This is a genomic window from Sneathiella glossodoripedis JCM 23214, assembly GCF_000616095.1.
Lineage (GTDB): Bacteria > Pseudomonadota > Alphaproteobacteria > Sneathiellales > Sneathiellaceae > Sneathiella > Sneathiella glossodoripedis.
On sequence record NZ_BAMS01000001.1, the window covers coordinates 608,697 to 629,162 of the forward strand.

At 45.8% G+C, this 20,466-nt stretch carries 19 protein-coding genes, 1 tRNA gene and 1 pseudogene; 6 read left to right on the forward strand and 15 right to left on the reverse strand.

Going from position 1 to position 20,466, the window contains the following annotated elements; all coding sequences use genetic code 11:
* Nucleotides 1-241: 241 nt before the first annotated feature.
* The 6 genes from JCM23214_RS03065 to JCM23214_RS03090 form a co-directional block, all read right to left on the reverse strand.
* Nucleotides 242-805: a recombinase family protein gene (locus JCM23214_RS03065; protein ID WP_025897479.1), complete on the reverse strand. Its 564-nt coding sequence runs from the start codon at nt 803-805 to the stop codon at nt 242-244.
* A 346-nt stretch (nt 806-1,151) separates the two neighbouring features.
* A complete protein-coding gene (locus tag JCM23214_RS03070) occupies nt 1,152-1,661 on the reverse strand; it encodes a DpnI domain-containing protein (protein WP_500801826.1) in 510 nt (169 codons plus the stop codon).
* 70 nt (nt 1,662-1,731) lie between these two features.
* Entirely contained in the window at nt 1,732-2,034 is a 303-nt protein-coding gene (locus JCM23214_RS03075; protein WP_025897481.1) for a helix-turn-helix domain-containing protein, read from the reverse strand.
* 296 nt (nt 2,035-2,330) lie between these two features.
* Nucleotides 2,331-4,172 carry a hypothetical protein gene (locus JCM23214_RS03080; RefSeq protein WP_025897482.1) on the reverse strand — a complete coding sequence of 614 codons (1,842 nt, stop codon included), beginning with the start codon at nt 4,170-4,172 and terminating at the stop codon, nt 2,331-2,333.
* A gap of 257 nt (nt 4,173-4,429) precedes the next feature.
* The gene (locus tag JCM23214_RS03085) at nt 4,430-5,422 is read right to left on the reverse strand and encodes an integrase (protein WP_025897483.1); all 993 of its coding nucleotides are present in this window, start codon (nt 5,420-5,422) and stop codon (nt 4,430-4,432) included.
* 102 nt (nt 5,423-5,524) lie between these two features.
* Nucleotides 5,525-5,601 (reverse strand) — tRNA-Arg (locus tag JCM23214_RS03090).
* A 249-nt stretch (nt 5,602-5,850) separates the two neighbouring features.
* Here JCM23214_RS03090 and JCM23214_RS03100 point away from each other — a divergent pair.
* Nucleotides 5,851-6,600, forward strand: coding sequence for a proteasome-type protease (locus JCM23214_RS03100; protein WP_025897484.1), 750 nt, complete (start codon nt 5,851-5,853; stop codon nt 6,598-6,600).
* On the opposite strand, the gene JCM23214_RS03105 is transcribed toward JCM23214_RS03100, so the two are convergent.
* The 6 genes and pseudogenes from JCM23214_RS03105 to JCM23214_RS03130 all read right to left on the reverse strand — a co-directional run bounded on the left by JCM23214_RS03105 (nt 6,597) and on the right by JCM23214_RS03130 (nt 12,600).
* On the reverse strand, nt 6,597-7,466 hold the full coding sequence (locus tag JCM23214_RS03105; protein WP_025897485.1) for a transglutaminase family protein: 870 nt from the start codon (nt 7,464-7,466) through the stop codon (nt 6,597-6,599). The two genes, JCM23214_RS03100 and JCM23214_RS03105, sit on opposite strands and share 4 nt — an antisense overlap.
* A 3-nt stretch (nt 7,467-7,469) precedes the next feature.
* A complete protein-coding gene (locus JCM23214_RS03110; protein WP_025897486.1) occupies nt 7,470-8,435 on the reverse strand; it encodes an alpha-E domain-containing protein in 966 nt (321 codons plus the stop codon).
* A complete protein-coding gene (locus JCM23214_RS03115; RefSeq protein ID WP_025897488.1) occupies nt 8,425-9,885 on the reverse strand; it encodes a circularly permuted type 2 ATP-grasp protein in 1,461 nt (486 codons plus the stop codon). The genes JCM23214_RS03110 and JCM23214_RS03115 overlap by 11 nt, the downstream gene beginning before the upstream one ends.
* 129 nt (nt 9,886-10,014) lie before the next feature.
* Entirely contained in the window at nt 10,015-10,215 is a 201-nt protein-coding gene (locus JCM23214_RS03120) for a hypothetical protein (protein WP_025897489.1), read from the reverse strand.
* 112 nt (nt 10,216-10,327) lie between these two features.
* Nucleotides 10,328-11,532: pseudogene (locus JCM23214_RS18855) on the reverse strand (metal-dependent hydrolase family protein).
* A 96-nt stretch (nt 11,533-11,628) separates the two neighbouring features.
* Nucleotides 11,629-12,600 carry an ABC transporter ATP-binding protein gene (locus tag JCM23214_RS03130; protein WP_025897491.1) on the reverse strand — a complete coding sequence of 324 codons (972 nt, stop codon included), beginning with the start codon at nt 12,598-12,600 and terminating at the stop codon, nt 11,629-11,631.
* A 165-nt stretch (nt 12,601-12,765) separates the two neighbouring features.
* Between JCM23214_RS03130 and JCM23214_RS03135 the strand changes: the two genes are divergently transcribed.
* From JCM23214_RS03135 to JCM23214_RS03155, 4 genes are all read left to right on the forward strand, one after another.
* Nucleotides 12,766-12,945: a zinc-finger domain-containing protein gene (locus tag JCM23214_RS03135; protein WP_025897492.1), complete on the forward strand. Its 180-nt coding sequence runs from the start codon at nt 12,766-12,768 to the stop codon at nt 12,943-12,945.
* A 32-nt stretch (nt 12,946-12,977) separates the two neighbouring features.
* Nucleotides 12,978-15,851 carry a DNA polymerase I gene (polA, locus tag JCM23214_RS03140; protein WP_025897493.1) on the forward strand — a complete coding sequence of 958 codons (2,874 nt, stop codon included), beginning with the start codon at nt 12,978-12,980 and terminating at the stop codon, nt 15,849-15,851.
* 32 nt (nt 15,852-15,883) lie between these two features.
* On the forward strand, nt 15,884-16,828 hold the full coding sequence (locus JCM23214_RS03145; protein WP_025897494.1) for an AEC family transporter: 945 nt from the start codon (nt 15,884-15,886) through the stop codon (nt 16,826-16,828).
* Nucleotides 16,829-17,050: 222 nt separating this feature from the next.
* Nucleotides 17,051-17,656, forward strand: a complete 606-nt coding sequence (locus tag JCM23214_RS03155) for an Npun_F0296 family exosortase-dependent surface protein (RefSeq protein WP_025897495.1) — start codon at nt 17,051-17,053, stop codon at nt 17,654-17,656.
* A 69-nt stretch (nt 17,657-17,725) separates the two neighbouring features.
* Here the strand turns inward: JCM23214_RS03155 and arfB are convergent, their stop codons facing one another.
* Together arfB and JCM23214_RS03165 are read right to left on the reverse strand one after the other, a co-directional pair.
* Complete coding sequence (gene arfB / locus JCM23214_RS03160) at nt 17,726-18,151, reverse strand: alternative ribosome rescue aminoacyl-tRNA hydrolase ArfB (RefSeq protein WP_025897496.1); 426 nt, start codon at nt 18,149-18,151, stop codon at nt 17,726-17,728.
* A 42-nt stretch (nt 18,152-18,193) separates the two neighbouring features.
* Entirely contained in the window at nt 18,194-19,189 is a 996-nt protein-coding gene (locus JCM23214_RS03165; protein WP_025897497.1) for a 2-hydroxyacid dehydrogenase, read from the reverse strand.
* A 152-nt stretch (nt 19,190-19,341) separates the two neighbouring features.
* Here JCM23214_RS03165 and JCM23214_RS03170 point away from each other — a divergent pair, with 152 nt between their 5' ends.
* A complete protein-coding gene (locus JCM23214_RS03170) occupies nt 19,342-19,869 on the forward strand; it encodes an SH3 domain-containing protein (protein WP_025897498.1) in 528 nt (175 codons plus the stop codon).
* Here the strand turns inward: JCM23214_RS03170 and JCM23214_RS03175 are convergent.
* A complete protein-coding gene (locus JCM23214_RS03175) occupies nt 19,866-20,462 on the reverse strand; it encodes a DUF3501 family protein (protein ID WP_025897499.1) in 597 nt (198 codons plus the stop codon). The two genes, JCM23214_RS03170 and JCM23214_RS03175, sit on opposite strands and share 4 nt — an antisense overlap.
* Nucleotides 20,463-20,466 lie beyond the last annotated feature (4 nt).

Sequence of the window (20,466 nt, forward strand, 5' to 3'; positions counted from 1 at the left end):
AAACGTTGTAGGCGGTGTTCCGTTTTGAGCCAAATGTGGTTCGGCGTGATTATAATCTTACTTCTAGTTTGCCAATTCTAACCGGGCTTTATGAAGGCTTTGGAATAAGGTTACGTTCAACAACTAGTGCCCGGCCGATTAAATTCTATGGTACGGTTGCTAGTCAGATTTAACGTGACATATCTCGAGAAAAGCAAATTTACTTCTAGTGGGAAGTTTCTGAAAAAACAGTTTTAGGGGCTCAGGCATGAAACCCAATTATCTTTGCTTCGGAAAGCACCCTATAGACAGAAGCTCGGCCAATTCCTAGCTCTCTAGCGATCTCTGAGGCACCTTTCCCTTCTTCTTTGAGCTCATGAACCCTTTTTCTATCTATGGACGCTGTACGTCCCTTATAGGCTCCTCTTTCTTTCGCTTTCGCTATTCCCTCCATTTGTCTCTCTCTCCTCAGGTTTGTCTCAAACTCTGAGAAAATACTAAGCATATCCAAGAAGCATTTCCCGGCAGCAGTAGAGGTGTCAATTGGTTGTTCAGTGGCCTTAAGAATAACGCCTCTCTCGGTTAGTTCATGAACTATGTTTTGGAGATCTCGCACAGATCTGGCTAATCTGTCCACCCTTGTCACAATCAACTCATCTCCCTCTCGAACAAAGTCCAAAAGGTTTTTAAGCTCATCCCTACCTTGGACAGATGTGCCGGAAACCTTTTCGGCTCTTATAAGCTCGCAACCGGCCTTTGTAAGGGCTTCTTCTTGTATAGAGAGGTCTTGGTCGGTGGTGCTCACTCGAGCGTAGCCATAGATCATAAAATGCTCCGAGGTGTATCGTTAGAGTCTAGAATTTAAGAGTCTAAAGTCTCAGAGTCCCGTTAACAACCCTAATAATACGCTTTTAGTGTCTCGGGCTAACGTCTCGTGTGGGTATAGGCTAATTGGAGGTACGTATTCAATTTAGAAAAGATAGGAATTGTGCTTGTTGATAATTTAGTTGTAGAAAGCGACGATTATTTGTTAAATGTCGTCTGAAAGTCGACTCTTGGTGAAGCAGGTTTTACATTTTAGGAGGTTGGAATTTCTATATAGTACTTTACTTCACTGAGCGCTTTGAAAAAACCCCTAAGTGTTTTAGGCACATTCCACTAGTTACATCTATTCAATTTACTTTCAACAGTACCAACGCATCATCAACTGATTGCATATCATAGTAAAACCCCTGCCAACCTGCTCGCTTTGCAGATGGAGAGAGAGGTTTTCGTGGAATAAACATTCCTGGGGTTTGTAAGTCAGCTGACAAATAGTAAATACCAAATTCCTTTATTGTTACTTTACTTATTAGAACCACAAAGAGTGGAAAATAAATTCCCGCATCCATGCGAAGTTTCTGAGGTCCCCAAGCAGCACCCAATATTGTCTTTGGCATCACTGTCACGTCTTTTACCTTAGAGGCTTTGACTTGAGCCAAGTAACCACAGAAATCACAAACTAGATCTGCACACTTAAAATTAGCGGGTAGACGCTTCAGGGTCTTGTTGCGTTTACATCTTGGGCAGATGCAATGTTTAGCCACCAGAACTTCACCAAGCTCTCCTAATTGTTGCTTTGCTGTAGCCATTTCCCCTCCAACTTCAAGTGCATTATAGTAAAGGTGGTTTGTTTTTTCAATTGAAGGGGGTGGAGGGGGAACATTGTTTTCGAACCTGAATACTTATTCCCCCCGAAAAAATTTACTGAAATTATTGCTCATTAAGAGCTTTGGGTTGTACGCACAGTTTCATCACTAATAACTCAAAGAGATCGGGTTTATAGTCTCTCATTAAGTTAATTGTGAACTGGTACAGGTCAGCGCCCAACACCTCAGCATATTTTAGATAATGTGGAGGAGCTAATGTCTTCCTCCCTTTCTCGATGTTACTGATCAAACCATATCTGGGGAAACCAACAAGTTCAGCCAGTTCCTTTTGAGTCAATCCTTTCCGAGTTCTCAGTTCCTTTAGATATTTACCTGCTTTAATAAATTTCTTCTTTGTATGGGTCATGGCTACCTTTCCTTTCAATAAACCATAGTAAGACCAACCTCCAATCCATTAGGTGTTGGTCAGTAGTTTTTAAGTTTGAAGTGATTATTGTGGGAGGAGGAATTTCAAGTATCTCCCTTGATGCCTGCTCTTACATAGAGAGACAATCGGACTTGTCTTAGAGAACTGGAGTATATCAACCTCTAAGATAAATAATGGGGGTAAAGCTCTATATATATTTAGAGTAAAACCCCCACTAATTTACTGTTGCTTCTATCTAGGTTAGCTAAAGCTATTTTAGAAAAACTAGTGTTCTGCTAAACTTTAGTAATGCCAGTAAGACGTGAATTAGGTATGTAGAGTGACGCTCCAATACGATCTAGAGCTTCAATCATATCTGTTGATTTCATACTCTTATTGAAGTGCTGAGCATCTTTAGCCCCTACAAGACTTCTCAATTCAGCTAGCCTTAGCACTGAACCTTTAGGCACATCACACAACCATCTCTTAACATGGTTATATGCTGCCTTTAAATTTCCCTTCAACCTCTTTGAGGCCATGGTTTGCATTGCTCCCCAGTCTTCAACGGTGCAGAAAGGAAATAAATAACTACTGTCATACGACTGGTTCCGGTCCATGGTTAGCGCTGATCTTATTCCAGAGGCGGCGGAAGCGATGATGAAAACTTTACATTCACCACAATCGTTGAATACTGAATTGCGAACTTTACCCCTACAAATAGCTTGTAGAATATGATGTTTACTCTCTCCTAAGACTAGTTTTCCCATATCATCAGAAGTAGGCTTTCCTTTGTTTGGTGCCTTGTTCGAACATAAACGAGTCAAGCTTTCACTATGACTTCTCGGATAGAACAAAGTTCCTGCAAGCACCACTCTATCACATTCTCTGAAGTCGTTACTTGCAGCATGCTTTCCCCAAGTAGTATAGCTCACTTTAATATCACTGGGTAGTTGCCTCGACACTTCAAGCTCAATGTTTGGAATTGATGCAGAACCAGATTCTTTAGGGAGATGATGTACTATCAGCCACTTCCTTTCAGGTTCTTTCTTGATCGTTTCTACTATTCCAGCAGTAAGCACTGAATGATGTTTGATCCATGATGACTTTCCTCCACCACGTGACCATACACAGACAGTTAAATTCTTGTAGTGCTTCTTGGACGTTGGTAGTTCAAGGATATCTCCCCTGTCTCTTTTCATAAGATGGTAAGTATATCGAACTCTTCCAGAGGCATCCGTGACAAGAAGAGGAGCTAAATCTTTTGGCATTGTTTCCCTATAAGAGATGATCTTTACCCCACCATTTCTGCCACCATCACTCCCAATTACCACACTCTTTCCAGACAAGAAAAACAATGAACTCATGACAAGGCATAGATCATCTCTAGACACAGAGTGTTCTTGAATATCGGCGAGTAGTTGGTGTTCGGAAGTGTTGATTAATTCATGAAATTCTGGAAGGAGAATTACCTCTCCCTTCTCTTTGCTTAGCACTTCATCAGACAGCTTGCGAATTTCTTCAGACAGCCTTAGATGTCCACACTTTCCTATCACTCCAACTAGCTGAGCAAGGTCGAATTCCTGAATTACTATACCCTTACCCGGTAAATAGCTTTCATCCCAGATTCTAACCTGACGAACCTTATCGTTGAAGTGAAAGAGTTTGCAGTTTTCGAATGAACCGCCATCTAGTCGAGACTCTAGCATTTGCTGTGTGGTGAAAATGACCCTTGCAACTCCATATCCTTCAGCATTCAGTCCTAATTCGTTGATTTCAGGGTCAGAAGTTATGCAGGCGAAATCACTTGGCGCTAAGGACATTTCTTTGACCATTTTTTCAATTTCTTCTAGGCGAGATAGAAAAACGATCACCCCTACATCATCTAGTTCAGGGTAGTCTTTAGAAAAAGCACTCAAGGTTTTCACAAATTGCGTAATGGTAACTGTTTTTCCACTGCCGGGGTCCAAACTACTTAAGTGAATTTTGTGAGTGGCCTCACCTAACGCCATTGTGGACAGAGTAGTAGCTATCGCTTTGAGTGCTATGTATGTTTCTTCTGATGGGCGGTGTTCCGTTTCTTGATTGAAGAACCGTTTAACATTATCGATTGTTGCATTGCTTAGAAGCTCAGAGAGCATTTGTATTGTCCTTTCCGTGAACTAGCAAAACACCCCCGCCCTATCGCTATTGGAAAGGTAATAACTGAAGACGAGGGTGATTGCGGCTCAAGCTGATGTACCTTCAGCGAGCTATATGGGATTACCGACGTTAGTAATTGAGTGGTACAAATGTCGACCAGCAAGAAATTCGGTTTCTCTTGGTATTAGGATTACAAATAGAAATCCGAGGTTCTCTTGGTATTAGGATTACAAATAGAGTTCGAGCAGGTTTATCCTTATCGACGATTCAATTTATTGACAATATCGCCTGCTCTGAGGTGCGTATATCTCATCAGCATTCTTGGTTCTCGATGACCGCTAATAAGAGCCACTTCTGGGAGGCTTAAACCCATCTCAAAGAACCTACTGATAGCTTCATGGCGAAGGTCATGGAAGCGCAGGTCTTCTAATCCTGCCCTCTTGCGCAAACGTTCCCACGATAACCTTAAGGCATTTGCACTAGTGTTGAAAACGAGGCCACTGGACAGGGGGCCCATCTCTAAGAGAATAGCTTTAGCGTTGTTTGTGAGAGGGATCTCTCGTGGAATACCGTTCTTTGTCCGAACAATATGCAGAAGAGAGTTATCAAGATCTATGTGCTCCCAACGAGTCAGCAGTAGCTCTCCTCTTCTCATGCCTGTATGAACGGCCAATTGAATAGCAAATAGTAATTCAGTATTCCTGCTATTCTTTCCTTCTTCTAATAATGTATTTAACTCCTCTTGGCTGACTCTACGATTACGGCCATGGGCTGGTTTGGGCTTATCTATGCTAGACACAGGGTTTACGAGTATTGGCACACCCCATTCTCTGATAGCGACGTTAAAGGCGTGGCTAAGTATTACCAGTTCTCGCCGTACGGTTTCACCTTTCACTGTCTTTAAGCGTTGATCTCTATATTGAGCGATGAGAGAAGGAGTGATGCTTTTAATGCTAACTTGGCATAGTGAGTGCTGAAGGATTTTAGTAATCCTGATTTCTTCAATACTTTTGCCACGCTTCTTGGAGGTTACTAATTCTTTGTAGCGAGTCATTAAATCACCAAAAGATCTAAGACTAGTCGAGGAGCCTGAACTTGGTATTAGTTCGCCTCTATCAATTGCAGATTCAATACTTCTTGCCCATCGTTCCCCGTCCGCTCTTAACCTAAAAGTCTTTGAAAGAGGAGGATGATCCTCGCGGCGTATCTGAACCTGCCAGTTGCTCCCACGTTTGCGATAGGTAGCCATATTTGTCTCCGTCACTGTGACATTGGTGTGACAGACTGATGTTTTTAGCTTTCAGGAGTTTCTTCAAATCTCAGTAAATATCTGAAACTGAAGAGGAAAATATGGCGCACCCGACACGATTCGAACGTGTGACCTCTGCCTTCGGAGGGCAGCGCTCTATCCAGCTGAGCTACGGGTGCTGAAGAGAGGTCAGCTATAGCCGAAGGCTGTTGAAAGTGCAATGGAAAATCGTGAATTTGCCCAGTATCCGGGGCTCAGTGCATTTTGTTGTTCGCGAATGCTGCTCGAAGGTCCTGACGTCTGCAGCCTAGAAATATTTCTTTTTGCCCGTCTTGAAACTATTTCGCCACACGCAATTTATAGTATGCTGCGATTGAAATTTCTGCTCAATTGGTGATGTGGAAGAAAATCGCTTTTCGGAGTGGGAAATGACTTATTGTGTGGGTATGGCCTTAAAAGACGGGCTTGTGATGGTTTCGGATTCGCGCACCAACGCTGGTGTTGATCATATTTCCGTATTCCGAAAGCTCAATATCTGGAAAAAGCCGGGAGAGCGGATTATTGCGCTAACGACTGCTGGAAATCTTGCCATTACTCAGGCGGTTATTGATCTGGTCACAGAAGGTCTGCCCTTGGATGATGAGGAAGACATTGTCTGCATGGACACAGTTAAAACCATGCGAAACGCCGCGCGACTTATTGGAAAAGCGCTTCGAATTGTTGAGGCACAGGACGGTGAAGCCCTGCGCCAGCAAGGTGTGGATTTTAGCGCTGCCATATTGCTGGGTGGTCAGATCGCGGGGGGACGGATGCGTCTGTTTCAGATTTACACCGCTGGTAACTTCATTGAGGCGACAGAGCAGACCCCATACTTTCAGATAGGCGAAACGAAATACGGCAAACCCATTCTGGATCGGGTCATTCAGTATGATTTAAGTCTTGAAGATGCAGTGAAGCTGTCTTTGATTTCTATGGATTCGACTTTACGATCCAATATTTCTGTGGGCCCGCCTCTCGATGTGATTACCATCAAACGGGATGCTTTCGAGCTGGATATTCAGCGAACCATTGAAGAAGATGACCCCTATTTGAAAGAGATTCAGAAAAAATGGGGTCAGGCGTTAAGATCCGCGTTCAAGCGTATTCCCCCAATGCCTATTGATGTGCCAACACCTTAAATCTGTTCCACGGTTACGCTGACATCCATGGATTTGAAATCGGCCGCGTCTCCAAAATAGCTCCCACGAACAACGATTGCCTGTGAGGGATCACGGGCAACGGCGACGCGGATCAGATTGGCGCCTCCGATAATGCCGTTAGTTGGATCATATTCAATCCAGCCAGCTCCGGGTAGAAAAATCTGTGCCCATGCATGAGTTGATCCTGCGCCGCGAAGGGCCATATTTGAATTCTCTGCAGGATCGTAGAGATATCCGGTCACAAAGCGTGCTGCCAGACCAATGCAGCGAGCAGCTTCAATCATCAATAAGGCAAAGTCACGGCAGGTCCCCTTGTTGCTCAGCAGCGTTTGATGTGGAGACTGCGTTCCCTCTTCCAGACGCGTGACATATTCGAAATTCTGATGAATATTGATTGTCATCGCCTCCAGAACTTTTTCGGTCATGCCGTAAGCTTCCCTGAGCCGAGCCATCGACCAGTCGTTAATCAGTCCGTCAGGGTCGGGATAATGTCGCTCATTTGTGCGGGCTAGATCCCCCACTTCGTCTGCAGAATAGGTGAAAGGAAGCGTTTGTGCATATTGATCGATAGGAAATATAATGTCATCGCGGTTATATTGTTCAACGACAACATTACTTTGCAGGCAAAGCTTATCAGAGGGTTCCGCAAACTTTACAACTGCGATGGAGTTGCTAAACACGTCATGATGCCAGCGAATATCGGCTGTCGGGGATAATATCAGTTCACTCGAGACATGCCGCAGGTCGTGACTGTCACGGGGACGAATCATTAACCGATGTTCCCCAAATTTTACCGGTTTGTGGTAATTATACTCCGTTCTGTGACGGATTCTCATAGTTTGCATGAATTAATCCTGTTTATCCAGCCCGAAGCAGCCTTCAGCCAAGCGTTGCGTAAAGGTAATTAACTGTTGCTGTAATGTATCAGCGAATTCATGCAAATCTGAGTTTACCAGTTGTTGGATGTCCGCATTTTGGAGTTGGGATAGAGCAACTTCCAGCTCTTGAAGAGCTGGGTGAGCTGTCTCTACACCATGTTCATTAATGAGTTTACTAACGTCGTCATGAGCCTCCTGCAGGCAATACATAACTGATCGAGGGAAGGATTTATTGGTTAGGACAAATCCGGTTACTTCGCGAGCTCGCAGTCGAATGGGATGGGTTCGTCTGTAAGCTTGGTACCCACCTACAGATCTTAAAAGGCCGGTCCAGTGAGAAAGGCTCTCGCCTGCATTGTCGTCCGAGTGTGCGAGTTTAAGTGCACGCCTGAAACCAACATCTAAAAGGCGAGAGGCCTGATCCGCTCTCTCCACCATTTTGCCGATCCAGTAAAACAGATATGCCTGATCCCGATACAGGGTCGCTTCGGTTATACCGGTATGGGCCTGACAGCTTTCTTTAATTGTAGAACAGAACCCGGCGAGCCTGCGTGGCTGGATATCTTTGTTTTTGACATCCCGGAAACGGGAATGCATCACATTTATCTGTGACCACATTTCAGTGCTGATCAAATGACGGAGCGAGCGGGCATTCTCCCTCGCATAAGCAACGGAAGATGCGAGCGAGGTCGCGTTGTTCAGGTCGATTGTATAAAATTTGACAACGTCGACTGCGGTTACCTTACCATACTCCTGCCTGAAATGATCGAGGTCACCATTCACTTCAAGGATCAGTTTCCAGTCTTGATCCCCATGTTCATCGCGCGAATGGGTTTCGGTAACTTCCAGAAGACGCGCAAGGCTGTCGGCCCGCTCCATATACCGGGCGAGCCAGAATGTGTTTTTTGCAAATCGAGCTAGCAGACTATTTTTCAAGTACCCAGGTATCCTTTGATCCGCCCCCTTGCGAGGAATTAACGATTAATGATCCTTTGTTTAATGCAACACGGGTAAGCCCGCCGGGCAGAACCCATGTGCTTTTGCCGGTAACGGCAAATGGCCGTAAATCCACATGACGCGGTTCAATGCCATCGCTCATCAAAGTGGGACATACGGAAAGTCCGACAACTGGCTGTGCAATATAATTGGCAGGATCGTCTTTCAGCTCTTGCCGTCTTTCATCCAATTCCGCTTTGGTGGCGCGTGGCCCGACAAGAACCCCATAGCCACCTGCCTCGCCAACGGGTTTGACAACCAGTTTATCAATATTGTCCATTGTGTATTTGAGGCCTTCAGGTTCACCGCAAATATGAGTGGGAACATTTTGCAAGATGGCTTCTTCGTCCAGATAATATTTAATAATGCGCGGCATATAGGCATATATTGCTTTGTCGTCGGCGACACCTGTTCCAATGGCATTGGCAAGGGTCACATTACCGCGGCAATAGGCATCGAATAATCCCGAAACTCCCAACATGCTATCTTTTCGAAAGGCTTGTGGATCCAGAAAATCATCACCAATACGCCGATATATAACATCGACCCGCTGCAACCCGCCTGTTGTTTTCATATAAACAACACCATCCTCGGCCGTCAGGTCACTTCCTTCAACCAGCGGGACACCCATTTCGCGCGCCAGAAAAACATGCTCGAAATAGGCTGAATTAAACACCCCGGGAGAGAGGAGCACTACAACCGGATCTTCCTCGCGACCTGCTGGGGCTACTTCGGCGAGCGCCTGATAAAGTCGCAAGCCGTAATCAGAAACCCGTCTGACGCCAACGCCTTTGAGCAAATCTGGAAAGGTGCGGAGCATTAGATGCCGGTTTTCAACTACATACGAGACGCCAGATGGTGTCCGGGCGTTATCTTCAAGCACTTTGAAGCTGCCATCCGTATCACGAACAATATCGATGCCGCAGATATGGACATAAGTATCGCCCGGAATTTCCACGCCTTCCATTTTTTTGCAATAATTCTCGTTCCCAAGCACAAGCTCTTTTGGAACAACCCCATCTTTTAGGATTTTCTGATCGTGATAGATGTCCTTCAAGAACGCGTTTATCGCGGCGACACGCTGTTGGACACCTCGATCAATAATATCGAAATCAGCAGCCGAGATAATGCGAGGTAGAACGTCAAACGGTAGAATTCGGTCTATGGCTTGTGAGTCTGTATAAACGGTAAATGTAATTCCCAGATTATACAATTCATGCTCGGCTGCCAGCGCCCGTTTTTTTAAAGCTTTCAGATTCAGTTTATCTAGTCGCTTGATTATGGTTGCTGCTGTTTTGGAGGTAACGGACGAGCCATCAGGCAAGCCAAGGAGTTCGCAAAAATACGCACCTTGCTCATAGGTTGACAGCAGCCCTTTCAAATCAATCATGTGTACCCTGTTATTTCCCTTGTTACCGAAACGGTATCACGCAGATATATAATTGTCTAATGTTTGAGCTGTCGTCAGATCACTTGATAATTGAAATTGAGGACAGGAAAATGTCAGTGCAGGTCAGACTTACTGGGAAGAGGATTGCCGCCTGAGTTGATTGATTTTGGCCAGATGTTCGTAGTGGGCCTGTTCACCAGCGACTACTCTGGAATATTCCTTCGCGTGATCTGTTGGCTGTTCACTTTGTAGCGCCTGTTCCCGTCGAACCCGTTCCCAGTATTTCTGTCTGCGCTCGATGGTGCGGATCATGTCTCTTCTCAATCCCATGACATCCTCCTTCTGCAGTGGAGCTTCTAAAGCATATGTAGTGTCGCGGGACAGAAAATCGAGTCAAAAATCCGGCTAATGATTAGCCGGATTTGATGTAGGGGGCTAATAGTTAATCCAGGATGACTTCCCGGCCATTTTTTATAACCATTTTATGGTTTGCACTATCCGCAGCCATCATAATGTCTTCGGCCGGATTACCGTTTACAATCAATAAATCGGCTTTAAAGCCTTTTTTATTTGACCGCGGTCTTCATATTGCATGCAGGCATGGCCCACTGATGTTGCGCTTCTCAAGCTATCAAGTGGGCTCATTCCGCATTCTACCATATAGGCAAGCTCCAGCGCATTTTTTCCATGTAAATTAAAGGGTGTTCCGGCGTCAGTTCCCATGGCGATCTTGCCGCCAGCCTTATAAAACATGGTAAAGCTTTCCTGATGCCGGTCAAAAACCCGCAAAGATTTTTCGACCACGTAGTCGGGAATACCATTGTCCTTGTTCATTATTATGTTTTTAACCGCGGCGAGCGTTGGCACGAGATAGGTCCCGCGTTCCAGCATTGCATCAAGGCACTGTTGATCCATAAAAATGCCGTGTTCAATTGAGGTGATCCCGGCATTTACGGCATTCATTATGCCTTCCGCACCTTGTGCATGGGAAGCTGACGATTTATGAAAGCGTTTCGCCTCGTGAACACCTGCGGCCATTTCATCGGCGCTATAATGGGCATCTTCCGGGTTTACACCTGGTGTCATGACACCTCCGGTTGCCATGATCTTGATAAGGTCGCTTCCTGCATGGACCTGCTCGCGTACTGCTTTGACGACCTCATTACAGCCATCAGCAACACGCCCGTTTTTATTTCCATGACCACCCGTCATACAGATGATTTTTCCCGACGCCATAATGCTGGGCCCAAGAAAGCGACCACTATTGCAGGCATCACGAACTGGAAATTCAAGATAGTCCCGGCCGCCGCAATCTCTAACGGCTGTAATCCCTGATTTGAGTGAGGTTTGCGCATTTTCTAGCACGCGTAATGTGATTTCTCCGGGGTTCGCGCCATCTACGCTTGCCTGTGGGTTCGCTTCGCCCTTATAGACCAAATGGACGTGACAATCGGCGATTCCGGGCATTAGCGTTGCATCAGTGGTGTCTACGCGTTTGCCTTTGTAGTCCGCGTATTTTTCAACAGGAGCTACATCAATAATGCTGTCACCCTCAACCAGAACGGCATAATTCTCTTGTAGATCACCCTCACCATCGAAAAGAAGGCCGCCTGAATAAAGTGTTGTCGACATAGCGTTTCCTGTCATTGTGTAGGAACTCTCACCAATCAGAGAGTTCTTGTATTTATTGTTTGAAGCCCCACAATTATGGCACGTCCGGAAGTTCTTTTGCCAGCGAATATTCTAACGATTTTGTGTTTTGGAAGAGGTCATCTGAAGAAATGCATCTTCCAGATCCGGCTCCTCCGTCGTTAAATCCTTGATACTTAGCCCGCTTTCCGAAATCCGACTTAAAATACTGCCAATATCCGCTTCACTGGGTTTGTATTGGATGGTCAAACGATGGCCCTGCGACAGGGCCGGATTGAACACATGCAAGCTGTCAGGAATGTGCTCAATGTCCTGATCAAGTACAATGGTTATGGATTTCGCATCCAGTTTGGAGAGAAGTTTATCTGTTGGCTCGCACGCGACAACCTCACCGTGGTTGATGATCGCTATTTCATCACATAGCTCTTCGGCTTCTTCCAGATAATGAGTTGTGAGGATAATCGTGGTTCCAGCCTCGTTCAGCTTTCGGATATAACCCCATAACTGTTGGCGTAATTCAATATCTACGCCCGCCGTAGGTTCATCCAGAATGAGAACATCTGGCTGATGAACCATTGCCTTGGCCACCAGAAGACGTCTTCGCATACCGCCCGACAGGGTGCGTGCGTAGCTGTCTGCTTTATCGGAAAGGCCCATTGCTTCCAGAATTTCCGAGGTTCGCCGTTGTGATTTAGGAACGCCATAAAGGCCGGCCTGAAATTCCATCACTTCGCGGGCGGAAAAGAATGCATCCAGATTAAGTTCTTGAGGAACCACTCCAAGTGCGCGGCGGGCAAGGCGCATGTCTTTGTTGATGTCATATCCACAAACCGAAGCTGTTCCAGATGTTTTATTAACCAGACCTGCGAGGATGTTGATCAAAGTTGATTTGCCAGCTCCATTTGGTCCTAGCAGTCCAAAAAATGACCCGCGTGGGACAGAGAGTGATATACCTTTTAACGCTTCTTTGTCAGGGACCTTACCTTTGCCTTTATAGATTTTACGTAAATCTCTAACTTCGAGTGCATTTTCCGAGGACTGATTATAAGCTTTAACAGCGGTCATGAAGAAAAACCTGGCAGGAGTTGTATATTATATGCTTTTCGCCTTGCGAAAGCACCGGCATTCGATATCATCCGACGCGGAAAGCGGTGCTATTGGCCTATGATTTAGTCACATTAGGCCATAGTTGCAAGTAGCACAGACCAAAAACAGAAGGTGATCACAGTTATGGCTGCAGCGCAAAAAAGCGAAGTTGAAACCCTGAAGGTACATTGTGATGGTGGAAAAGGGGCTTTGGGCCATCCACGTGTCTATTTGAATTTGGGGGATAAGGGTGAAGTAGAATGCCCTTATTGCGGACATCTATTTGTCCTCAAAGAAGGCGCGAAAATTTCTGACGCCCACTAAGTTTGATTTTGGGCTCATAAAAGGGGACCGACATGAAGGAAGCCGACGTCACGGGCGATCCTAATCAAAAGCATCGGGTATATCTTGTAGATGGCTCTGGCTATATATTCAGAGCTTATTTTGCAATGATCCGCGGGCGCGGACCGATTACAAGATCTGATGGGACGCCGACCGGCGCGGTTCTTGGCTTTTCGAATATGTTATTCAAGCTTATTCAGGACACACAACGAGATGAGCGTGTAAGCCATCTGGCGGTGATCTTTGATACAAGCCGAAAAACGTTTCGAACTGATATTTATCCAGAATATAAAGCTAACCGTGACGCTCCACCGGAGGATTTGATCCCTCAATTCCCCCTGGTTCGTGAGGCTACCCGAGCCTTCAATGTACCTGCCATCGAAAAGGAAGGGTTTGAAGCCGACGACATCATTGCCACTTATGCAAGGCAAGCGCGTGAGCAGGATATGGAATGCGTGATTGTCTCTTCTGACAAAGACCTGATGCAGCTTGTTGGCGGTCCGGTGACGATGCTTGATCCAATGAAGAACACTTCTATTGGTGTAGATCAGGTTTATGAGAAGTTTGGTGTTGGCCCGGAGAAGGTTGTTGATATTCAATCGCTCGCGGGTGATAGCGTAGACAATGTACCGGGTGTTCCCGGAATTGGCATCAAGACCGCCGCGCTCTTGATAAATGAGTATGGTGATTTGGACACGCTCTTGGAGCGGGCTGGCGAAATCAAGCAGAAAGGTCGGCGGGAAAAATTACTGGAAAACGCGGATAAGGCTCGTATTAGCCGAGAGTTGGTGCGTCTTAAAGACGATGTTGAACTGGACATAAATGTTCGGGATCTGAACATCCAGGAACCTGTAGCAGAAGACCTGAAAAGCTTCTTGAAGGAAAATGAGTTTCGCCAACTGAGTAGCCGCGTTTCGGCCTTTTACGGCAGTGAGTTCACTGTAAGTATTCCACAAGCAAAAAAGGAAACGGGTTTAACTCAAGACTCCACCGCTCCAGCGCTTGATCTTTCCAACGTGGAAAAAAAATATACCACAGTCACTCAGCAAGAACAGTTGATGAGTTGGATTGAAAGGGCTCAAAAATCTGGAGTTCTGGCCATTGATACTGAAACCACTAGCTTGAGTCCAATGGCGGCCGAGCTTGTCGGAATATCACTTTCTGTAGAACCCGGTGAAGCTTGCTATATTCCTGTTGGACATAAGCGGCCCCAGACCCAGGGTGGTTTCGATTTCGGTGCGGATATGCAAGAAAATACGGAGCCTGGTCTGGATCAATTACCCAAGTACGAGGTGATCAAGGTTCTGAAGCCTTTGCTGGAAGATCCCGGTGTTTTGAAAGTTGGTCAGAATATCAAATATGACATGACAATTCTCGCCAAGGAGGGGATTGGTGTTACACCAGTAGATGATACGATGCTGCTCTCCTACTGTCTCGATGCCGGCTTGCATGGACACGGAATGGATGAGCTTTCGAAGTTACATTTTGATATTGCCCCGATACCTTATAAGGAGATCACCGGTACTGGAAAGTCACAGATTAGCTTTGCTGAAGTGCCGATTGATAAAGCAACAGAGTACGCAGCTGAAGATGCAGATATTACGTTGCGCTTGCATAAAGTATTGAAACCAAACCTGTTTCGCAAACAGGTTGCACGTCTGTATGAAACCATCGAACGTCCGTTAATTCCAGTTATTTCGGAAATGGAACAAAATGGCATTAAAGTCGATTCTGCGTTCCTGAGTCAGCTTTCAGAAGACTTCGGTGGACGTATGGAAAGCCTTGTTTCTGAAATACATGAGCTGGCCGGTGAAGAATTTAATGTGGGCTCACCCAAGCAATTGGGGGAAATCCTGTTTGATAAGATGGGTCTTGAAGGCGGTAAAAAAGGTAAGACGGGTGCCTATACCACGGATGTTACCGTACTTGAAACATTGGCTGCAGAAGGTGTTGAACTTGCACAGCGCGTCCTTGACTGGCGCCAATTGTCTAAGCTCAAAAGTACCTATACTGATGCCCTTCAGGCACAGATTAACCCAAAGACCAAAAGGGTTCACACGTCCTTTAGTTTAGCGGCTGCAGCCACAGGTCGTCTCGCATCCAGTGAGCCAAATCTTCAGAATATTCCAATTCGTACTGAGGAAGGCCGAAAGCTCAGGAAAGCTTTTATAGCCGAAGAGGGATACAAACTGATTAGCGCGGATTATTCTCAAATCGAACTGAGGATTTTGGCGCATATTGCGAATATTGAAAGCCTTAAGCAGGCTTTTGCGGATGGTTTGGATATCCATGCGAAGACGGCATCACAGGTGTTTGGAGTTCCACTCGACGGGATGGATCCAATGATGCGTAGATCCGCGAAAGCGATCAACTTTGGGATTATTTACGGCATCAGTGCATTTGGCCTCGCCAGACAACTTGGCGTGTTACGAACCGAAGCTCAAGGATATATCGAAGCATATTTTGAGCAATATCCGGGTATCCGCCGATATATGGATGAAACAAAGCAATTCTGCCGTGACAATGGCTATGTTGAAACCTTATTCGGCCGGAAAGTACATTTACCCGGTATTTCAGACAAAAACGGTGCTCGTCGCAGTTTTTCTGAACGGGCAGCAATCAATGCACCCATACAGGGGTCAGCGGCGGATATTATCAAACGAGCAATGATCCGCATCCCGGGTGCGCTTGAACGCGAGAAGCTGGACGCGAAAATGTTGCTTCAGGTACATGACGAGTTGATTTTTGAAGTTCATGAAGACCAAACCGCAGAAGCCGTGAAAGTCATTCAGGAAATTATGCAAAATGCAGCAATGCCTGCTATTGAGATGTCAGTTCCGCTAACGGTTGATGCGGGTATTGGGGATAACTGGGGCGAAGCACACTAGACCCGATTGTCCGGTTAGGTAGGGAGTTCAGAATGCTTACGGTACTCAGTGTCATTGGGCCGGTTTTTGCCCTTGTGGCGCTGGGCTATTTGAGCGTTCGGATGCGCCTATACCCTGAAGGGGGAGTCGCTGGCTTAATCAGTTTTGTGAATAATTTTGCAACTCCGTGTCTGCTGTTTCAAGCCATGCTGAAAGTGGATTTTGGGTCCACATTTAATCCGAAATATTTGCTTTCTTTTTATATTGGCGCTTTTTGCTGTTTTGGAATCTCATTCTTAATCGCCAGAAAAATTTTCAAGCGACGAGCAGGGGAATCTGTCGCAATTGGTTTTTCTGCCTATTTTACAAATACGGTTCTATTGGGTCTGCCAATTATCCAGAGGGCTTACGGAAATGAAGCCCTGCCCTTGTTATTTGCAATTGTGGGATTTCATGCACCGGTCCTGATGAGCTTTGGCATGGTGGTTATGGAATTTGCTCGTCGTGATGGGGAACCTTTGGCAAAAGCGATTGGTCAATCGTTGATGAGGGTAATTAAAAACCCGTTATTGATTGGAATAAGTTTGGGAATTGCCGCTAATCTGCTGGATATATCAATTCCTGAAATTCTGGATGATGCGACCCAGATGATGGCAACAGCTGTATTACCGGCCGCGCTGTTTGGTCTCGGCGGCGCGCTGGTTCAGTATCGATTGCGCCAAAGCTGGGGTCAGGCTCTGATTTCCAGTGTTTTGAAGTTGGTGGTTCATCCGATGATAGCGCTGGTATTTTCCTACTATGTATTTGATCTTGAATTTGAACTGGTACGGGTTGCTGTGCTGACAGCAGCCATGCCATCAGGGTTAAATGTTTACATTTTTGCGACCTTTTACAATCGTTCTACAGATATTGCCGCAAACACGGTCCTGCAAAGTACAGTGCTTGGTGTACTGAGTATTTCTGCCTGGTTGTTGATATTACAGTATTTGCAGGGGTGATTCGGTTGGTCAGCTCAAATGACAAATCATGTTATGGTTAACAAGCACCTACATTCTATCATCCATATTGAGTAGAAAACGTAAAATTATCTAAAATTTTATATAAATATCCGCGTTCATGTTTGACCCCTTTGTGTAAACATGAGAGAAAATCAAATATCACGTAGAGTTTTTGGCTTTTTTGGGCATTAAATTGCTCAATGGCAGAAGGGTAAAAATCAGATGAATACATTGATTAAACATTTTTTGGCTGTCATGGCCCTGACTGTTGTGTTTGCGAGTCCTGCTCGTGCGGCCACAGTATCCATTATCACTGATGATCCCATTGCAGCTCTTCCCGTGTTAACTGCTTCTGCCACCAGCGGAACTGTTTACCAGAACGTAACTGGTTCAGTGGGCGGTCTACGTCGTTCCCCTTGGGATACGGTTTCCGGACTTGAAAGCAGTGCCTATACATCTGTCTCCGCTGGTTCTTGGGCCAGTTATGTATTTCAGACAGCTATGAATACCCTGACCTTTATGTGGGGTTCAGTGGATTTGTACAACTCCATCGAATTTTACAATGATGGCGTTCTTCTGAACGAGTCTATTGTGGGACAGGATGCCATTAATGCCGGCGCAGTTCGGGGTTCGGATTTTGTGATTGCAACGATCTTGACCAATGGCATGTTTGATGAAATTCGCTTCCTGTCTGGCAGAAATGCGTTTGAGTATGCGAACGTGGAAGTCTCTGCAGTACCACTGCCTGCCGCATTGCCTTTGTACGGCGCAGGAATGGCGTTACTTGGCCTCTTAGGCTGGCGAAAACGCCGCGCTTCTATAGCGTAACACTGATACTAATCAAACGAGACTGGCGATCATATTTTGGTCGCCATTTTTTGTGTCTATTTAGGCACCTTAAAAGTCTGATTTGGATATCCTGCCCCGGTTTTTCTTAATCGCTCCTCGCTGTTTCTTTGCATCAAGTCGTTTCACTTTTGAAGATCTAGTGGGTTTGGTCGCAATTCGTTTTTTAGGGCGAAAAGCGGCGCGGCGAATTAATTCCACCAGTCGCGAACGAGCTTCTTCACGGTTACGGCTTTGCAGTCTGTGTGTATCTGCTGTGATGACAATCGTGCCTTCTTTCGTCATCAAATGATTGGCTAGGGTGCGAAGACGATTAAAGACGTAATCTGTTATTGCAGGGCAATTTTTTGCATTAAAACGCAGCTGCACGCTTGTTGAAACTTTATTGACATTTTGACCACCAGGACCTGAAGAGCGTACAAAGCTCTCTTCAAGGTCATCTTCAGAAATCTTGATCTGTGGTGTGATTTCAATCATGCCAGTAAAAAGGCCCGCCAAATATTGCGGGCCATTTCCTATTCAAAGCATTGCTGCCAATACTCTGTCCGGGGGGGTATGCCCGTCAATGAAGGTTTTGATGTTGATGATTACTTTTTCACCCATATCAATTCGGCCTTCGATCGTGGCGGACCCCATATGCGGCAAGAGCACCACATTATCAAGCTCCAGTAACTTGGGGTTAACTGCTGGCTCATGTTCAAATACGTCGAGCCCTGCTCCCGCAATTTCATTGTTCCGCAACATGCGTGTGAGCGCATTTTCATCCACGACTTCGCCGCGGGACGTGTTTACAATATAGGAATGCTTCTGCAGCAGTTTCAAGCGGCGCGCATTCAAAAGGTGGAAGGTGCCGGGTGTGTGTGGGCAATTGATGGAGACAATGTCCATGCGGGCCAGCATCTGATCCAGACTTTCCCAATAGGTTGCCTCAAGCTCTTCCTCCACATAGTCAGGCAGCTTGTTTCGATTGTGATAGTGTATGGACAAGCCAAATGCTTTTGCTCTGCGGGCAACAGCCTGACCAATTCGTCCCATACCTACGATACCCAGCCGTTTACCCCAGATACGATGCCCGAGCATACCGGTTGGTGACCAGCCTTGCCATTCACCACTTCGCATGAGCCGTTCACCTTCTGTCAGCCTTCGTGGAACAGCCATGATGAGTGCCATGGTCATATCCGCTGTATCTTCTGTCAGTACGCCCGGTGTATTGGTGACGGTAATATTGCGCTGACGCGCTGTTGCAAGATCAATATGATCAACGCCAGTGCCGAAGCTTGCAATCAGTTTCAAATCTGGATTGGCCTGACTAAGCACCCCAAGATCAATTTTATCCGTTACCGTTGGAACAAGAACGTCTGCTACCTTTACTGCCTCAACAAGATCGCTTTGACTCATGGGCTTGTCATCGTGATTCAAGCGTGTGTCAAACAGTTCCATCATGCGGGTTTCTATCGCTTCTGGAAGCTTTCTTGTGACAACAACTACGGGTTTCTTTTTTGCTGTACTGGACATGTGAGGCCTCTCGTTCAGGGTCTCTTTTGATTATTACCTTTCTGTTTATCTAGCAGATCACGAAGAGGGAAACAATTATGTGCTTGCGCAAATCGCTTTTTTTGTGTTCTTGACCCCGGTGCTCATGCCTGCATATAAGGATGTAATTCTTGATGACAGTCTTTTGGGGTGCACAGGTGAATATTCGTGTTTTAGCGAAACTATTGCTCTTTGGTATATTCTGTTTTGGTGGGAGCGCAGTATTTCAGCCGCAATCCGCACCAGCATCTGATGCCAATGTCCCTCGTTTTGCCTCTCTCGCATCGTCAAAGGTAAATGTTCGCGTCGGACCGGGAAAACGGTACCCGATTTCCTGGGTTTATGTTCGCTCAGGTTGGCCTGTTGAAATAATTGCGGAGTATGAACTTTGGCGTCAGATCCGTGATGTGGAGGGAGATACCGGGTGGATACATACCAGCCTGCTGTCCAATCGTAGAACCATTTTAATTACAGATGCACAGCGACCGCTATACGAAAACCCAAACGAAGAAAGCAGCGTCATCCTCCTTGCTGATCCCGGGGTTCAGGGGCGGCTTTTGGAGTGCGATGGTCATTGGTGTCTGGTCGATATAGCTGGTAACGAAGGTTGGTTGAAGACGACAGATTTTTATGGTGTTCACGAAAACGAAAAAATCCGCTAATCCCCGAAGTCATTCGACAAAGACCGGCGGGTTGCCTCGTTCAGTTTTGTCATATGGGCATAACTATCGTGTTCTATCCCAATAATGATTTCAGCGCCCTCCTTTTTAAAAGCGTTAATTTGATCTTCGGATAAATTAAAATGCAGAAAATGAATAGCTGAAGTTTTTCCGTCTTCCGTTGTTCTGTCCACATCCATTTCAGGCACCGCGAGCGTTTTCTTGCCGTTTACGGACATGTATATCTTATCTTCGATATACCCTAATGAGTATAATGTTTGTTCCCGCTGAACAGGGTCATCAATTTCAATCATGAAAGTCGCCACCAGTTCTTTACCTTGCGGAATGAGGGGATTGTATGCAGCAAGTTCGTCTACAATCTGGTCCTCTCCCCCACGTTCTATAAAAAGCATTTCGTGAACCTGTGCCCACATGGTGTCGTAATTTTCGAAATAGAAAGTTGCATGGGGGCCAATCGCAACTCTCCGATCCCGCTTAATCTCAATCAGCTTTTTCTTTAAGTCATTGCGCTGCTTTTCATACTCAGCCATCGGCAGAATATCGCTGCGTTCGATTTTCCGAGATTGTGCCGTCATTTTT

Excerpts from the sequence above, each read along its gene's own strand:
- JCM23214_RS03065 (WP_025897479.1), bottom strand. The coding sequence starts at position 805 with ATGATCTATGGCTACGCTCGAGTGAGCACCACCGACCAAGACCTCTCT.
- JCM23214_RS03075 (WP_025897481.1), bottom strand. The coding sequence starts at position 2,034 with ATGACCCATACAAAGAAGAAATTTATTAAAGCAGGTAAATATCTAAAG.
- JCM23214_RS03080 (WP_025897482.1), bottom strand. The coding sequence starts at position 4,172 with ATGCTCTCTGAGCTTCTAAGCAATGCAACAATCGATAATGTTAAACGG.
- JCM23214_RS03085 (WP_025897483.1), bottom strand. The coding sequence starts at position 5,422 with ATGGCTACCTATCGCAAACGTGGGAGCAACTGGCAGGTTCAGATACGC.
- JCM23214_RS03100 (WP_025897484.1), top strand. The coding sequence starts at position 5,851 with ATGACTTATTGTGTGGGTATGGCCTTAAAAGACGGGCTTGTGATGGTT.
- JCM23214_RS03105 (WP_025897485.1), bottom strand. The coding sequence starts at position 7,466 with ATGCAAACTATGAGAATCCGTCACAGAACGGAGTATAATTACCACAAA.
- JCM23214_RS03115 (WP_025897488.1), bottom strand. The coding sequence starts at position 9,885 with ATGATTGATTTGAAAGGGCTGCTGTCAACCTATGAGCAAGGTGCGTAT.
- JCM23214_RS03120 (WP_025897489.1), bottom strand. The coding sequence starts at position 10,215 with ATGGGATTGAGAAGAGACATGATCCGCACCATCGAGCGCAGACAGAAA.
- JCM23214_RS03130 (WP_025897491.1), bottom strand. The coding sequence starts at position 12,600 with ATGACCGCTGTTAAAGCTTATAATCAGTCCTCGGAAAATGCACTCGAA.
- JCM23214_RS03135 (WP_025897492.1), top strand. The coding sequence starts at position 12,766 with ATGGCTGCAGCGCAAAAAAGCGAAGTTGAAACCCTGAAGGTACATTGT.
- polA (WP_025897493.1), top strand. The coding sequence starts at position 12,978 with ATGAAGGAAGCCGACGTCACGGGCGATCCTAATCAAAAGCATCGGGTA.
- JCM23214_RS03145 (WP_025897494.1), top strand. The coding sequence starts at position 15,884 with ATGCTTACGGTACTCAGTGTCATTGGGCCGGTTTTTGCCCTTGTGGCG.
- JCM23214_RS03155 (WP_025897495.1), top strand. The coding sequence starts at position 17,051 with ATGAATACATTGATTAAACATTTTTTGGCTGTCATGGCCCTGACTGTT.
- arfB (WP_025897496.1), bottom strand. The coding sequence starts at position 18,151 with ATGATTGAAATCACACCACAGATCAAGATTTCTGAAGATGACCTTGAA.
- JCM23214_RS03165 (WP_025897497.1), bottom strand. The coding sequence starts at position 19,189 with ATGTCCAGTACAGCAAAAAAGAAACCCGTAGTTGTTGTCACAAGAAAG.
- JCM23214_RS03170 (WP_025897498.1), top strand. The coding sequence starts at position 19,342 with ATGACAGTCTTTTGGGGTGCACAGGTGAATATTCGTGTTTTAGCGAAA.
- JCM23214_RS03175 (WP_025897499.1), bottom strand. The coding sequence starts at position 20,462 with ATGACGGCACAATCTCGGAAAATCGAACGCAGCGATATTCTGCCGATG.